Source organism: Mesorhizobium sp. P2_E10 (assembly GCF_056404235.1).
Map to the genome: position 1 here is coordinate 144992 of NZ_JBFUEK010000005.1, position 13672 is coordinate 158663.

The 13672-nt window shown below is 64.3% G+C and carries 14 protein-coding genes; 9 read left to right on the top strand and 5 right to left on the bottom strand.

Annotated elements, in window-relative coordinates; translation table 11 throughout:
* Positions 1–159: 159 nt before the first annotated feature.
* Positions 160–2211 (top strand): hypothetical protein, encoded by a 2052-nt coding sequence (locus tag AC1D0N_RS15440; protein ID WP_477245282.1) that lies wholly within the window; start codon positions 160–162, stop codon positions 2209–2211.
* Positions 2212–2234: 23 nt separating this feature from the next.
* On the opposite strand, the gene AC1D0N_RS15445 is transcribed toward AC1D0N_RS15440, so the two are convergent.
* Positions 2235–2423 (bottom strand): hypothetical protein, encoded by a 189-nt coding sequence (locus AC1D0N_RS15445; RefSeq protein WP_477236907.1) that lies wholly within the window; start codon positions 2421–2423, stop codon positions 2235–2237.
* Between the two features lie 194 nt (positions 2424–2617).
* Complete coding sequence (gene mntR / locus AC1D0N_RS15450; protein ID WP_477245284.1) at positions 2618–3070, bottom strand: manganese-binding transcriptional regulator MntR; 453 nt, start codon at positions 3068–3070, stop codon at positions 2618–2620.
* A 242-nt stretch (positions 3071–3312) separates the two neighbouring features.
* Here mntR and AC1D0N_RS15455 point away from each other — a divergent pair, with 242 nt between their 5' ends.
* The 3 genes from AC1D0N_RS15455 to AC1D0N_RS15465 all read left to right on the top strand — a co-directional run bounded on the left by AC1D0N_RS15455 (position 3313) and on the right by AC1D0N_RS15465 (position 6423).
* Positions 3313–4680, top strand: a complete 1368-nt coding sequence (locus AC1D0N_RS15455) for an Nramp family divalent metal transporter (RefSeq protein WP_477245286.1) — start codon at positions 3313–3315, stop codon at positions 4678–4680.
* Positions 4681–4765: 85 nt separating this feature from the next.
* A complete protein-coding gene (locus tag AC1D0N_RS15460) occupies positions 4766–5653 on the top strand; it encodes a protein-L-isoaspartate O-methyltransferase family protein (protein ID WP_477245288.1) in 888 nt (295 codons plus the stop codon).
* A gap of 116 nt (positions 5654–5769) precedes the next feature.
* Entirely contained in the window at positions 5770–6423 is a 654-nt protein-coding gene (locus AC1D0N_RS15465; RefSeq protein WP_477245290.1) for a dihydrofolate reductase family protein, read from the top strand.
* A gap of 61 nt (positions 6424–6484) precedes the next feature.
* On the opposite strand, the gene AC1D0N_RS15470 is transcribed toward AC1D0N_RS15465, so the two are convergent.
* Positions 6485–7354, bottom strand: a complete 870-nt coding sequence (locus AC1D0N_RS15470; protein ID WP_477245292.1) for a LysR substrate-binding domain-containing protein — start codon at positions 7352–7354, stop codon at positions 6485–6487.
* A gap of 95 nt (positions 7355–7449) precedes the next feature.
* Between AC1D0N_RS15470 and AC1D0N_RS15475 the strand changes: the two genes are divergently transcribed.
* Positions 7450–8049, top strand: coding sequence for a LysE family translocator (locus AC1D0N_RS15475; protein ID WP_477245294.1), 600 nt, complete (start codon positions 7450–7452; stop codon positions 8047–8049).
* 184 nt (positions 8050–8233) lie between these two features.
* On the opposite strand, the gene AC1D0N_RS15480 is transcribed toward AC1D0N_RS15475, so the two are convergent.
* Positions 8234–9028: an SDR family NAD(P)-dependent oxidoreductase gene (locus AC1D0N_RS15480; protein ID WP_477245295.1), complete on the bottom strand. Its 795-nt coding sequence runs from the start codon at positions 9026–9028 to the stop codon at positions 8234–8236.
* Between the two features lie 221 nt (positions 9029–9249).
* Here AC1D0N_RS15480 and AC1D0N_RS15485 point away from each other — a divergent pair, with 221 nt between their 5' ends.
* A complete protein-coding gene (locus AC1D0N_RS15485; protein WP_477245297.1) occupies positions 9250–9705 on the top strand; it encodes a MarR family winged helix-turn-helix transcriptional regulator in 456 nt (151 codons plus the stop codon).
* A 26-nt stretch (positions 9706–9731) separates the two neighbouring features.
* Here AC1D0N_RS15485 and AC1D0N_RS15490 read toward each other — a convergent pair whose 3' ends face one another.
* A complete protein-coding gene (locus tag AC1D0N_RS15490) occupies positions 9732–10910 on the bottom strand; it encodes an MFS transporter (RefSeq protein ID WP_477245299.1) in 1179 nt (392 codons plus the stop codon).
* A gap of 194 nt (positions 10911–11104) precedes the next feature.
* On the opposite strand from AC1D0N_RS15490, the gene AC1D0N_RS15495 reads away from it, so the two are divergent.
* The 3 genes from AC1D0N_RS15495 to AC1D0N_RS15505 all read left to right on the top strand — a co-directional run bounded on the left by AC1D0N_RS15495 (position 11105) and on the right by AC1D0N_RS15505 (position 13341).
* Positions 11105–11461: an ArsR/SmtB family transcription factor gene (locus AC1D0N_RS15495; protein ID WP_477245301.1), complete on the top strand. Its 357-nt coding sequence runs from the start codon at positions 11105–11107 to the stop codon at positions 11459–11461.
* 87 nt (positions 11462–11548) lie between these two features.
* The gene (locus AC1D0N_RS15500) at positions 11549–12307 is read left to right on the top strand and encodes a metallophosphoesterase family protein (protein ID WP_477245303.1); all 759 of its coding nucleotides are present in this window, start codon (positions 11549–11551) and stop codon (positions 12305–12307) included.
* Between the two features lie 194 nt (positions 12308–12501).
* Positions 12502–13341 carry an SH3 domain-containing protein gene (locus tag AC1D0N_RS15505; RefSeq protein ID WP_477245305.1) on the top strand — a complete coding sequence of 280 codons (840 nt, stop codon included), beginning with the start codon at positions 12502–12504 and terminating at the stop codon, positions 13339–13341.
* Positions 13342–13672 lie beyond the last annotated feature (331 nt).

A 13672-nucleotide genomic window follows, 5' to 3' on the forward strand; every position in this document is an offset into this window, starting at 1 on the left:
GACCTGCCGATTTCATGGCCCGGTCCGACCCAACAAACAATTAGCCCAATGGTTGCACCAAGTCACAGCATTTTTAGCCGCTAGCGTCGCCGCTTCGCCGCTCTGGCCGAGACGGCACAGGCGCTGTAGCATCCAGCTTGAACAGGGGTGTGAGGGCGCTTGCGAACGATCGGCCGATTCTTGTTGCTGGCGGCGCTGCTTTGCCTCGGCCCCTGGTCGGCCGGCGCCGTCACGCTCGATTCCAGCGTCGCCGTCACCGACCCCGCAACCTTGCAGGCGCTCGAGCGCGGCGGCCTCTCGATCAGCCGCCTGCTTGGGCCAGCACTTGGCCTGACGCGGGATGTCGATAATCACGGGCTGTTTTCGGTACGCGCGCTGACCCCGGTGCGCAACGCCGTCAAGCAGCAAATCATCGACGAGCCAGGCAACAGCCCCGACCCCTATGTCGCGGCACTGGCCAAATCGAAGGACACCAGCCAGAAATTCAACCCCAAATACATTGACGACGACGGCTCGACGCTCGACCTCACCGGCGTCGTCAACCGCATGGATCGCGGCTATCTCGGCCACACCCAATGCGGCGAGATCAGGCTGATCTACCGCTTTCACTATTCGGTCGAGGAGACACCTGGCCAGCGCATCTCGTCTCGCCTGCCGCTGACCATGAGCCTGGTTTTCAACGCCAGGCCCACCGAGGCGCAGGCCCGTGCCTCGAAAGACCGCCCCAGCGCCACTGGCGCCTCCTTTGCGGATGTCGCCAAGCGCTGGCTTGCCGCCGGGCAAAAGGACCTCGAGCCCGAACAGTTGGCAGCATGGCTGCGCTCGGACGAGGGTCCGCTTTCCAACGCCATGCTGAATTCCTCGCAGATCATGCGGCTCGAGCTCAACATGCAGGTTTTGCGGCTATCGGCCTCGACCCGCCGCGATTTCGGCGGCCACGCCGAATATCTGCTGAAGATCTTCAAATGGGATCCGGCCACCTCTACCTTCCAGGAATCGAAGATGGAGAACGAGATCGACCGCAAAGTGGTCCTGGCCGACAGGCAGGCCTTCGCCAAATGGCTGCTCACCGACCGCAACATCTACGACCTCGACCGTGGCCGGCTGGTCATCGACGAAAAGTTCCTGGCGACCAGCGCCATCTCGGTGGCGCCGGGCGGCATGAGCCGGTCGCAGAACAATCTGGCCTATGGGCTGCTCGATGACGACGCCGTCGACAAGGCGCTGAAAGATTATGTCGCCAGGGGCAACGAGCTGAAAACTGTGAAGTCGGTGGCCGGCTTCAACCTGCGGCTCAACGAGATGAGCTGCACCGGCTGCCACCAGACGCACGGCATTGCCGGCTTCCACTACACCGGCGCCGATCCGGCCAGCGAACCGCGACGCAACGCGGTCTTCGTGCCGGGCTCTGCCGTGTTCTTCGCCGACCTGCCGCGCCGCCGCGCCATCGTCGAGGAATTCGCCGCCGGCGGCCATCCCGATTTTACCCGCGGCTTCGCTGCCCGTCCGGACGCCAAGTATGCCGAGGCGCTGAAAGGCACCGATCTCTACAATGGCTGGGGCTCGATCTGCTATCGCGGCGAGGATGCGAGCTTCAAGGATTGGACCTGCGGCCAAGGCCTGCGCTGCGCCGGCGTGCATGAGAGCGCCATCCATCCGGGCTTCGGCACCTGCGTCAGCGAAGCGGGAACCGCTGTCGGCGACCCCGTCGAGTTTGGCGAGATCAAGATGTCCAAATGGGGCGACGATAAATATTGCCGTCTGTCGCCGGCAACCGCCAAGGCTTGCGCCATCGACCCTGTCAGGGACAAGAAACCGCCGATAAAACTCGCCGGCTATGGCGCGGCGCGCCAGCGCTATGACAATCCCGAGCAGAAGACTGGCGGCTTTCCCGGCGGCATGCTGCGCAAGGCGAGCTGCGAGAAACTGCCCGACGAGGCGACTTGCGGACGGCTTGCCAAGACCGGTTTCAACGACTGCATCGCATCAGGCAAGGATCATAAATTCTGCACCAAGGAATTCACCAAGACAGCTGGTCTACGCGCCTGCGACAAGGCCCATCCCTGCCGCGAGGACTATATCTGCACCGCCGGCTACGATGATCTGGCGGAGGCGAAACCCGGCAAGGGCACCTGCATCCCGCCCTACTTTATCTTCCAGTTCCGCGTCGACGGCCACCCCAGAAGCTGGGTGCAGGACACCCAGGACTAGACGCGCCGCCCCCGCGGCAACTCTCAGCTTTTCTGCTTTGCGCCTGCGCTCTTGCCGTCCGAGCTTTTCGAACGCTCCTCGAAACGGGCAGCGCCCTTTTTCAGCGGCCGGCCGGTTTCGGCTTCCGTCTTGCGCTCGTCCTTCGCCGCAGCTTGCTTCAATCCCTTTGCCGCCTGCTTGCCCTTCGCTGTCGGTGCCTGTTCAACGCCCATGATGTCCTCCTCGGCCTCGCGCCAATCGCGCGGCATGCTCCTCAACGCATCCGTGATGCGGCGGTTCCGGCAGACTTGTCGGCAAGCGAGGGTTGGAGCAATTCCAGGAAAAGTGTGAAGCGGTTTTCCGTCCGGAATTGCGTCAAAACAAAGAGCTAGCGTGGTTCGGCGTTTCTGGGAAACGATGAACCACTCTAGCGGGTCGCGGTCATCGCCTTGCGAAAGGCTTCGAGCGTCTCGGCGCTGACATGGTGCTCGATGCCCTCGGCATCGATGCGCGCCGTTTCGGCGCTGACGCCGAGCGAGCGCAGGAAGGCTTCCACAGTCTGGTGGCGAATGCGGCTCTCCTCGGCAACCTTGCGGCCGGCCTCGGTCAGGAAGACACCGCGATAGGGTTTCCTGGACACCAGCCCGTCGGTGCACAGCCGGGTCAGCATCTTGGCCACGGTCGGCTGGGCGACGCCGAGCCTTGCCGCGATATCGACCTGCCGCGCCTCGTTGCCGTCCTCGATCAGGTCGGCGATCAGCTCGACATAATCCTCGACCAGCGCGCTGCGGCGCGCTTCGCGCGTCTGCCGGAATCCCTCCGAATGGACGTCGGCATCCGGCAGCGGTTCGCGCGGAACGGGTCTGTTCTTCAGCGCCAATATGCGCTCCCTCTAGCCGTCGGCGGATGTCCCGACATTGAACATTCATAGCACGAGCTTGAAATGTTCTGGCCGTTTATTTGCATTCCTTGGCAGGCGCAACCGGGTTCCCCCGATTGCCCCCTGCTCTCTGACAAGGGGCCCCTAAAAAGCACATACAATGAAATATAGCATATTGCATAATGTTCAGCCATGGCATAGATTGGCGGCAACATCCACCAATCCCAGCGGAAATCCCCTTTATGTCGGAAGCCCAAGCCACCTCTGAATCCCGATCCATGTGGCGATTTGCCCGGCCGGAAGAGGACGACCAGCCCAGCCTGCGCGAAGTCAATTCCTCGATCGCCGTGCCAAGCTCGGGCGTCTGGTTCCGCCGTCTGTTCGCTTTCATGGGACCAGGCTACATGGTCTCGGTCGGCTACATGGACCCCGGCAACTGGGCGACCGACCTCGCTGGCGGCGCCCAGTTCGGCTACACCTTGCTCTTCATCATCTTGCTGTCGAACCTGATGGCCATCCTGCTGCAGGCGCTCGCCGCCAGGCTCGGTATCGCCACCGGCCGCGACCTCGCCCAGGCTTGCCGCGCCTACTATCCGCGGCCAGTGAACTTCATGCTGTGGATCGCCTGCGAACTGGCCATCATCGCCTGCGACCTCGCCGAGGTCATCGGCACGGCGATTGCGCTGCAGCTTTTGTTCGGCATTCCGCTGATCGGCGGCGCCCTCATCACCGCGCTCGACGCCTTCCTGCTGCTTCTGCTGATGAACAAGGGGTTTCGCTTCCTCGAAGCCTTCATCATCGCGCTTTTGATCATCATCTTCGGCTGCTTCGCCGTCCAGATCTTTGCCGCCTCTCCGCCGGTTGGCTCGGTCCTGCACGCCATGTTCGTGCCGTCGTCCGAGATCGTCACCAACCCGGCCATGCTCTACATTGCCATCGGCATCATCGGCGCCACCGTCATGCCGCACAATCTTTACCTGCACTCCTCGATCGTGCAGACGCGTGCCTATGAGCGCACCGAAAAAGGCAAGCGCGACGCCATCAAATGGGCAACCACCGACTCGACCATCGCCCTGATGCTGGCGCTGTTCATCAACGCCTCCATCCTCATCGTGTCGGCAGTTGCCTTCCATGGCACCGGCCATCAGGACGTCGCAGAGATCGGCCAGGCCTTTGAACTGCTGTCGCCGTTGCTTGGCCTCGGCATCGCCTCCACCCTGTTTGCGGTGGCACTACTTGCCTCGGGCCTGAATTCGACGGTGACGGCGACGCTCGCCGGCCAGATCGTCATGGAAGGGTTCCTGCGCCTGCGCATCCCGCAATGGGCGCGGCGCCTGGTGACGCGCGGCATCGCCATCGTTCCGGTGGTGATCGTCACCGCGCTCTATGGCGAAAAAGGAACCGGCCAGCTGCTCGTCTTCAGCCAGGTCATCCTGTCGATGCAGTTGCCCTTCGCGGTGGTTCCGCTGGTGCAGTTCGTCTCCGACAAGAAGAAGATGGGCAATCTCGCGATACCTCGCAGCGTCGCCGCACTCGCATGGGTGGTCGCCGCCATCATCCTGGTGCTCAACTTCAAGCTGCTCTACGACACCGTCTTCGGCGTCGGCTGAGCAACGAACAGTCCAATTGCTCCCTCACCGGCTTGTGCGACAAACCGGTGAGACAAATCGGCTGTCTGCGCTATCTTGACGGACGATGACCGTCCTTGCGGAAGCTCGAAAATTCTACGCGCGGCTGATGGCTGCCAATTCCGGCTCGGCCGATCCGCGTCTCGAAGACGCTTTCGCCACGGTGCCGCGCGAAGCCTTTCTTGGTCCAGGACCATGGACGGTCATCGTTGGCAGGATGGTCACGGCCGGCAACGGCAAGGTCGTGACCCCAAGCGCCGATCCGGTTCACATCTATCAGGACGTGCTGGTGGCGCTCGATGCCGACAAGGGCATCAACAATGGCGAGCCCTCCCTGCACGCCATGTGGATCGGCAAGATCGCGCCCAAACCGGGTGAAGCCGTTACCCATGTCGGCGCCGGCACCGGCTACTACACCGCCTTACTGGCGCGGCTGGTTTCGCCCGGCGGCGCCGTCACCGCCTTCGAATTGGAGGCCGATCTCGCCCGCCGCGCGACAAAGAATCTCGAAGCCTATGGCAATGTGACGGTCATCCATGGCGATGCCGTCACCACCACGCTGCCACCATCAGATGTCATCTATGTCAATGCCGGCGTCGCCGCACCACCGGCCGAATGGCTGAAGGCGTTGAGGCCGGGCGGTCGCATGATCTTCCCCTGGCGTCCGGCCGAGCGTGTTGCCCTGGCGGTGCTGGTGACCCGCACCAAAAAGGGCTTTGCCTGCAACCCGTTCATGGGCTCCTGGTTCATCCCTTGCGTCGGTGCCTCGGTCGCAAGTCCGGCAGCGAAAATTCCCGACCGCGAACAGGCCGCGCGCAGCCGTTCGATCTGGCTGACATCAGACAAGGCTCCGGACGGAACCGCCACAGCCATCATCGGCGACGTCTGGTTTTCGTCCCAGAGCCTCGACGACCGACCGCCAGCTTCACGGACCAAGGGCAAGACTGCCTTGTGATCTTCGAGGGGCGGAATGCCGGAAATTTCTCAGGCGGCTGTCGGACAGGCGTGCACTCGCGCGTCCTTAGGCCGAAGTCCGGCCTTGACGGCGGGACCATGAAAAGGAGCACCCCAATGAGGAAGATTACCGCAGCAACATTCGTCAGCCTCGACGGCATCATGCAGGCGCCGGGCGGGCCGGAGGAAGATCCGGTCGGCGGCTTCGAATATGGCGGCTGGACGTTCCACTATTGGGACGACGTCATGGGTGCCGCCATGGGTGAGACGTTCTCCAAGCCTTTCGCGCTGCTGCTCGGCCGCAAGACCTACGACATCTTCGCCGCCCATTGGCCGTATCAGGAGAACGATCCGATCGCCGACAGCTTCAACGCCGTCACCAAATATGTGGCGACGCACCGGCCCGAAACGTTGTCCTGGCAAAACAGCCAATCGCTGGGTGATGACGTCGTGGCGACGCTGCGCCAGCTCAAGCAAGAGGATGGCCCGGACTTGCTCATCCAGGGATCGAGCGAGCTGATCCAGACCTTGCTCGCCAACGATCTGATCGACGAGATCAGTCTGCTGATCTTCCCGCTGGTGCTGGGCAAGGGCAAGCGGCTGTTCGGCAACGGCACGCTGCCCGCTGCTTTCAAGCTGACCCGCTCGCAAGCCTCGACCACCGGCGTCATCATGGCGACCTATGCGCGCGGCGGCGAGATCAAGGTTGGGTCGTTTGTTCCGGAGAAGCCGTCCGAGGCAGAGATCGAACGGCGCAAGAACTGGAAGTAGCTTTGCAGGACTTGGGTTCCTCGCCCCCATAAAATGGGGGAGAGGAAACAGAGGCGTGGCCTCAAGCCGCCACCAGCCGCCGAGCCAGCCCATCGCGGATGTGGCGTGCAAACTCTTGCGCCGCCGGCCCGACACCATGCCTGGGCAAATGCAGATTGATCGAAAAATTCGGCAAGGCCGGAAGCTCGGAATCGGCGGACAGGATGTCGAGGTCGGCAGGCACGGTCGACGCCAGCCAGGTGGTGACGGCGAGGTCCGAGCGCACCGTCGCCGTCGTCGCATCGATGTTGCCATTCTCGAACACGGTGCGCCATTCAAGCCCGTGTTCGCCAAGCGCCGACAGCACCGCTGGCCGAAACGCGCAGGTGTCGGCGACCATCGACACCGGCAATGGGCGTTTGCGGCGGGCGACACCGGCCTTGGCGCCCACCCAGACCAGCCGGTCGATGGCGAGGCATTCGCCGGCCGACGGGCCGACCCGCTCCTCGATGACGGCTAAGTCTATCGTGCCGGTCGCCAATGCCGCGGCGAGTTCCGGCGACGAGGCGCAGACCAGCGAGATCTCGACCTGCGGATAGGTCTCGGCGTAGCTCTTCAGAATCGGCGCCAGCAAGGTGCCGACAAGGTCGTAGGGCACGCCGAGCCGCACCTCGCCCGCAACCGCATTGCCTGCCATCTCGGCCCAGATCTCGTCGTTGAGGCCGAGCAGGCGTTTGCCCTTGCCGAACAGCCGCTCGCCGGAGCGCGTCAGCCGCAGCCCGCGCCGGTCGCGCTCGAACAGGCTGCAGCCCAAAACCTCCTCCAGCCGCTTGATCTGCTGGCTGACGGCGCCTTGCGTCAGGTGCAAAGCGTTGGCGGCCGCCGTCATGCTGGCCTTGCCGGCAACGGTGACGAAGGTGCGGATCAGGGCCGTGTCAAGATTGCGGATCATGTGATATTATAATCCCTAATGCTATCCATCACAAACATTGCATTTACTGATGTGAGACAGCGCCTAGCATGCGGTTTCCCAAGAGAGAAACCAGTATGCTTGAGGCCATCCTTCCACTCGTCCTATTCGCGCTGGTCGCCACCTCCACGCCGGGCATGGCGACGACCTTGTCGACGGCGTCCGGCGCACAGTTCGGCTTTCGCCGCTCCGTGCCGCTGATGGCCGGCAGTGCGGCTGGCCTGGCCACCGTGGCCGCGGCAGGTGCTGCCGGGCTTGCCGGGCTGCTGGCGGCGGTCCCGTCGCTGCAACTGGCGATGAAGATCGCCGGCTCGCTCTATCTCGTCTGGCTCGCCGTCAAGATCGGCCGCAGCGGACCGCCCAATCTCGACGTGGCGATGGCCAGCCCGAACAGCTTTTTGGGCGGCGCCGGCCTGCAATGGATGAACCCCAAGGGCTGGGCGATGGGGCTGGGTGCTGCGGCATCGTTCGCGGCACTGGCCGACGGACCGCTGCAACTTGCCTTGCTGCTCGGCGCGGTCTTTGGCCTCGCCGCCGCGGTATCGCTGTCGCTGTGGTGCGTGGCGGGCACGCTGCTCGCCCGGTTGCTTAGAACCGAGCGGCAGTGGCGCGTGCTCAACATCGCGCTCGGCCTGCTGCTCGCCGCTTCGATCATTCCGATGTGGCAGTCGGCGTAGAGGTGACAATTTTTTAGCGCAGCATCCCCACCCGGACCTGCGGTCCGACCTCCCCACAAGGGGGAGGTAGGGAGCGTAGCTTCCGCGCCTCAAGGGGATGGCGCCCCTAACCCTCCCCCTTGTGGGGAGGGTCGCTGCATAGCAGCGGGGTGGGGGTTCTGGTTCGCGAAGCGAACCTGCCTCCTCAAGCCGCGTAGCGCGCCGCCGGCTTGTTGGCGTGCAGGCTGCCGTAGAAAGCTTGCCGGGCGCCGAGGAAAGTGTCCAGCTTTGCCGCATCGGCAAGCGCCGGCACGGTGACAGCTTCGCCCCTGGCCAGACCGACAAGGGCGGCATCGACCAGATCGTCGGCGCTCATGACGATTTCCTTCGGAAGCTGTTCGATATCGCTGCCGGCGAGTTCCCAGAAATCGGTCCGGGTCGCGCCCGGCAGAACCACCTGAACCTTCACCTCGGTGTCAGCGACTTCGCGCTGCAGAGCTTCGGTGAAATTGACGACATAGGCCTTGGTGCCGCTGTAGATGCCGCCGAATGAGGTGTCGAAGGCGAGCACCGAGGCGATGTTGACGATGGCGCCGCGGTTGCGAGCGATCAGGCCCGGCAGCACGGCGCGGGTCAGACGCGTCAAGGCGATGACATTGACCTTGATCATGCGCTCGGCCACGTCGGCGTCTGCCTTCGCCACCACCTGCGCACCGCCGAGGCCGGCATTGTTGACGAGCAGCGTCACGCTGTGGTCGGCTGATATCGCCTGTTCGACCCGGCGGACGTCGCTGTCGTCAGCCAGATCGGCGCTGATGAAACTGACTTTGCGATCGTAGGCGTAGCGCAGCTTCTCAGCCAGTTCTTCCAGCCGGTCGGCGCGCCGCGCCACCAGCACGAGATCATAGCCCTGGCCGGCCAGCCGGTCCGCATAGACCGCGCCAATGCCCGACGAGGCACCGGTGACCACCGCCGTGCCCTTGTTGGTTTCTACACTCATTGTCCTGTTCCTTGTGTTCGACCGATTGCTTCGTTTCGACCCTGGTTGCCGGGCTCCGTGAGCAACCGCTCCTCGCCCTCGCCAAAGTCGCCCTATTCATTTAGTGGCATATGCCACTATTAACGAAGTAGGCATATGCCACTATCTTGTCAATAATCGGAACGGAGATTATTTGTGGGTGGCGCGGACGACCATCTTGTCGTTGTCGCCAAGGAAACATCATGTCGCAAGATGCCCTGCCCGGCCTGACGCTCTGCAACAACGCCATGCTGCGGCGTGCGGCGCGCAAGCTCGGCCAGTTCTATGATGATGTGCTGGCGCCCTCGGGGCTCAAGGCGACGCAGCAGGGCCTGCTCTACCAAATCCATGTCGGCAACGAGCCGGCCATGAGCGCCATTGCCGCTGCCCTGGTCATGGATTTGTCGGCGCTCGGCCACACGCTGAAGCCGCTGATCCGCCACGGCTTTCTCGAGACCTTCGCCGATCCGAACGACCGCCGCATCAAGCGCGTGCGGCTGACGCCGTTGGGCCTGGTCAAACTCGATGAAGTGATGAAGCTGTGGCATGTCGCCCAGCAGCGTTTCGAGGATGTGGTCGGCAAGGAGCAGGCGGCGAACCTGCGCGAGGCGCTCGACGGCATCGCCGCGCTCGATTTTGACACGCCGCCGGCCACCTGAGGCGGCCGGCGGACTTTGGCGCAATACTATTCGGCCGGCATGGCCACCGGCCGCGCCGCCCAGCGGCCGGCCAGCACAACGCCCAGTCCCACGATCGGGAACGTCGCCGCGATCAGGCCGAGATCGGCCGGCGCGCCGTAGCGCAGCACCGCGCCACCAACCACCGCACCCAGCGCCACGCCGAGATAGAGCGCCGAGGCGTTGAGCGACAGCACGATGGGAGCGGCGTCGGGTGCCAGCCTGATGATGCGGCTGGCCTGCGCCGGCGGGAACGCCCAGCCGACGACGCCCCACGGCACCATCATCGCCATCAGCGCCGGCCCGGCGATGTGGTGCGGCAGGAAGGTCGGGATCACCGAGAGCATGACCAGCATGGCTGCGCTTAACCCCAGCGACCAGCCGACGGTGCGCGTCGCGCCAAAACGATCGGCGGCCTGGCCGCCTGCGATGTTGCCGATGACCGCACCGACACCGAAGGCGAGCAGCATGCCGGGCAGCGCGATCGGGCTCAGCCCGCCACCTTGAATGGCCAGCGGTGCGACATAGGCAAACACGGTGAAGGCGCCGGTCAGCGCCAGCAGCGTCGTCAACAGGATCGGCATCACGCCGGGGCGAAGTGCCGCGGCAAGCCGTTGCCGGAGCGGCAGTTTGGTGCCGACGATGCCGCGCGGCAGCCAGTACCACAGGATGGCGCCGGCGAGCGCGCCGAGGCCGGCGATGGCAAAGAACGTGCCGCGCCAGCCGGCGAAGGCCGCGACCAGCGCGCCAAGCGGCGCACCGACCGCAACCGCCACCGTGGTGCCGCCGACGACGACAGCGATGGCGCGCGCCCGGTGATGGCTATCGACCAGCGCCACCGCCGTGCCTTGCGCTGTGGCCGCGAACAGGCCGGAAGACAGCGCCATGACGATGCGAGCGATCAGCAGCAATTCGAAGGAGGAACTCAATGCGGCCGCCAGATTGCCGAGCACGAAGAACACCAGCGTCCACAGGATGACGCGGCGCCGATCCCATTCGCCGGTCAGCGTCGCCAGGATCGGCGTGCCGACCGCATAGGCGAGCGCAAAGGCGGTGATCAGCGTGCCGGCCAGCGGAATGGAGATGCCGGCATCGGTGGCGATATCGGGCAGCAGGCTGGAAATGACAAATCCTTCGGTCGAGATCGTGAACGATCCGAGCGCAAGCCAGAAGAGGCGCTTGTCCATGACGGGTGTCCTTAGTTCAAAAGTTATTGAACAATTGGACATAAGGTGCCATCATGTCAATGTCCGGCAGCATAAATAGCTCGATCCTGCTGACAGCCCTGTGTCAGGACGGATCGCGAAACGAGAAACCGTGTGGCCCCGGCCAAAGGAGGAGATGCGTTGAAATCGGCCCCGATTGTGCTTAATTCAGCGGCATGACCTTGCCCCACCCCAACACCGACCAGATCAGCCTGCCGATCGTGCTTGCCGTGCTCGGCGACCCGACCAGGCTCGCCATCGTGCGCTATCTCGCCAGCAAGGAAGGCGTGCCGCTGAACTGCAGCCAGTTCCTCGATCTCGGCTCGAAAACCAATCTCAGCTATCACTTGGCCAAACTGCGCGAAGCCGGCGTCACCCGCGCCGAGGTGGTCGGCACCAGCCGGCTGATCACGTTGCGCCGCGACGACCTCGACGCCCGCTTCCCCGGCCTGCTCGACAGCGTCATTGCCGCTGCTGGCGAGGATACGGCCCTGCCCGCGGTCGGTGGCCACGATATTGAAATTTCTGCCTAGCGCGACACGACAGGACTCAGCACAGAACCGGTAGAACCCCGGCTGCTGTGCTGATATGCGAAGCTTCGAACCAACCGGAGCTTCTGAATGCGCATCGCCGTCCTCGCCGACATCCACGGCAACGTGCTGGCCCTCGATGCCGTGCTCGACGATCTGCAGCGACGCGGCGGCGCCGACCTGACCGTCAATCTCGGTGACAGCGTCTCCGGTCCGCTGTGGCCGCGCGAGACTTTTGAACGGCTGGAAGCGCTCAACCTGCCGACGGTGCGCGGCAACCACGACCGCCGCGTCGCCCGCGACCCGGCCGATGACACGATGTGGGCGTCCGACCGCTATGCGCAGGAGCGGCTGACGGTAGCGCAGCGCGAGGTGCTGTTCGCCCGGCCGCTGACGCTGGAGGTCGCGCCCGGCATCATCGCCTTCCACGCCAGGCCAGACCATGACGAGAAATATCTGACCGACGCGATTACCGATGGCCAGTTGGTGCGCGCGCCACTGGCCGCGATCAACCGGCGGCTGAAGAGCCTCGACCCCTCATGCCGCATCGTGCTGTGCGGCCACAGCCACCGCAGCGAACTGATCCACATTCCCGGTGGTCCCGTCATCTTCAATCCGGGCAGCATCGGCTGCCCCGCCTATGACGATTCCACCCCGCCTGCACATGTCTCCGAGCAAGGCTCGCCGCACGCGCGCTACGGCATCGTCACACTGGGTGGCGAGGGCCGGCCCGACATCTTCGAGACCATCGCTGTCGATTACGACCACGAGGCGGCGGCACGGCAGGCCGAGCAGGCGGGACGGTCGGAATGGGCTCACGCGCTGCGAACGGGGTTTATGTCAGGCTGAACGCGGAACGCGTTCATGCCTCCTGAGCGAGGAACGAGCTCATACCCCCGGGCCGAACGAGTTCATACCCGCAGAACCGTACGGCACCTCCCCGCAAACCAGCCGTATTTTCGGGCTTACATAGCGCCATGTGGTTGCTTATAAAGCCGGCGTGGCATGCGGTGGCGCTCTTGAGTCTGGCCGCATTCTCGGCAATGCAATCGATCGCCCACGGCCAGATGATGAGGCGCACACTTTCCCTCCGGACGACGCTGCCTGCGCTGATCGCCGCTCCGTTGCTGCTGGCGACGCTGCCTTCCCAGGCGGAAGAGGCTCTGGTCATCTCCATCGTCACCAACCTCGCCCCGGGCGATCTTCTCAACGTCCGCGCCACGCCATCGCCGATCGGCAAGACCGAAGCGCGCCTGCCGAGCGGTTCGAGTGTGAAGAACCTCGGCTGCAACGACGTCAACGGACATCGCTGGTGCAAGGTCGAGGACATCGCCAATCCGCAACTGGCGGGATGGGCTCCGGCCCGCTATCTGAACCCCGAGAACCCGGTGGCCGTTTCGGATGCTGACACGCTCGGCGCCGGCGCGTCCTCTGCAACAACGGACCTGCCGCTGCCCGGCCTGACAGCGCGGCTGGGCGATCCTGAAGCCGCTCAGACGGCGGCTGAAATTATCGGCAAGACCGCCATCGAGGATGCCTACACAATGGCGTTCGCGGCCGACCCGTCGGCCGGGGAGATAGAAGCGCCGGCGCCAAACGCGCCCGCCCCCACTGCCACCGGCGAGGTTCCCTGCGCCCGCTATATCGGCCAGCCGATGACAAGCTGTGCGGCAAGCATCGTCCGCATGGACGGCGGCAAGGCCGACGTGACCGTGACCTGGCCCGATGGCGGCACGCGTGTCATCAGCTTTTCCGCCGGCCTGCCGGCCGGTTCGAACGCGCCCGGCGACTTCCGCTTCACCCGCGAGGGCAGCCTGAGCATCGTCCGTGTCGGGGTGTCGGAGCGTTTCGAGATTACGGACGCGCTGGCGCTTGGGGATTAAGCTCTCTTCGAACGCCGGCGGGACAGCGCCCCCCTCTGTCCTGCCGGACATCTCCCCCACACGGGGGGAGATCGGCAGCTTTAGCGCCTCCACCTTCCTTCATCGTTGAAAATTGGTGAAAGCGGTCGTGACATCCAATCTCCCCCCTCGTGGGGGAGATGCCCGGCAGGGCAGAGGGGGGCGCGAAGGAACGCGGTGCTTGTTGGGGGCAGCCCATAAGAACCCTCATTTTCGGGGTTACATCCGCCAAAACTCTTCCCTATAAGGCCCTCCTAGCCTGATACCAGAATCGCGAGCACAACCGGCCGGGTCTTCCCGTCCCGGTTTTTTG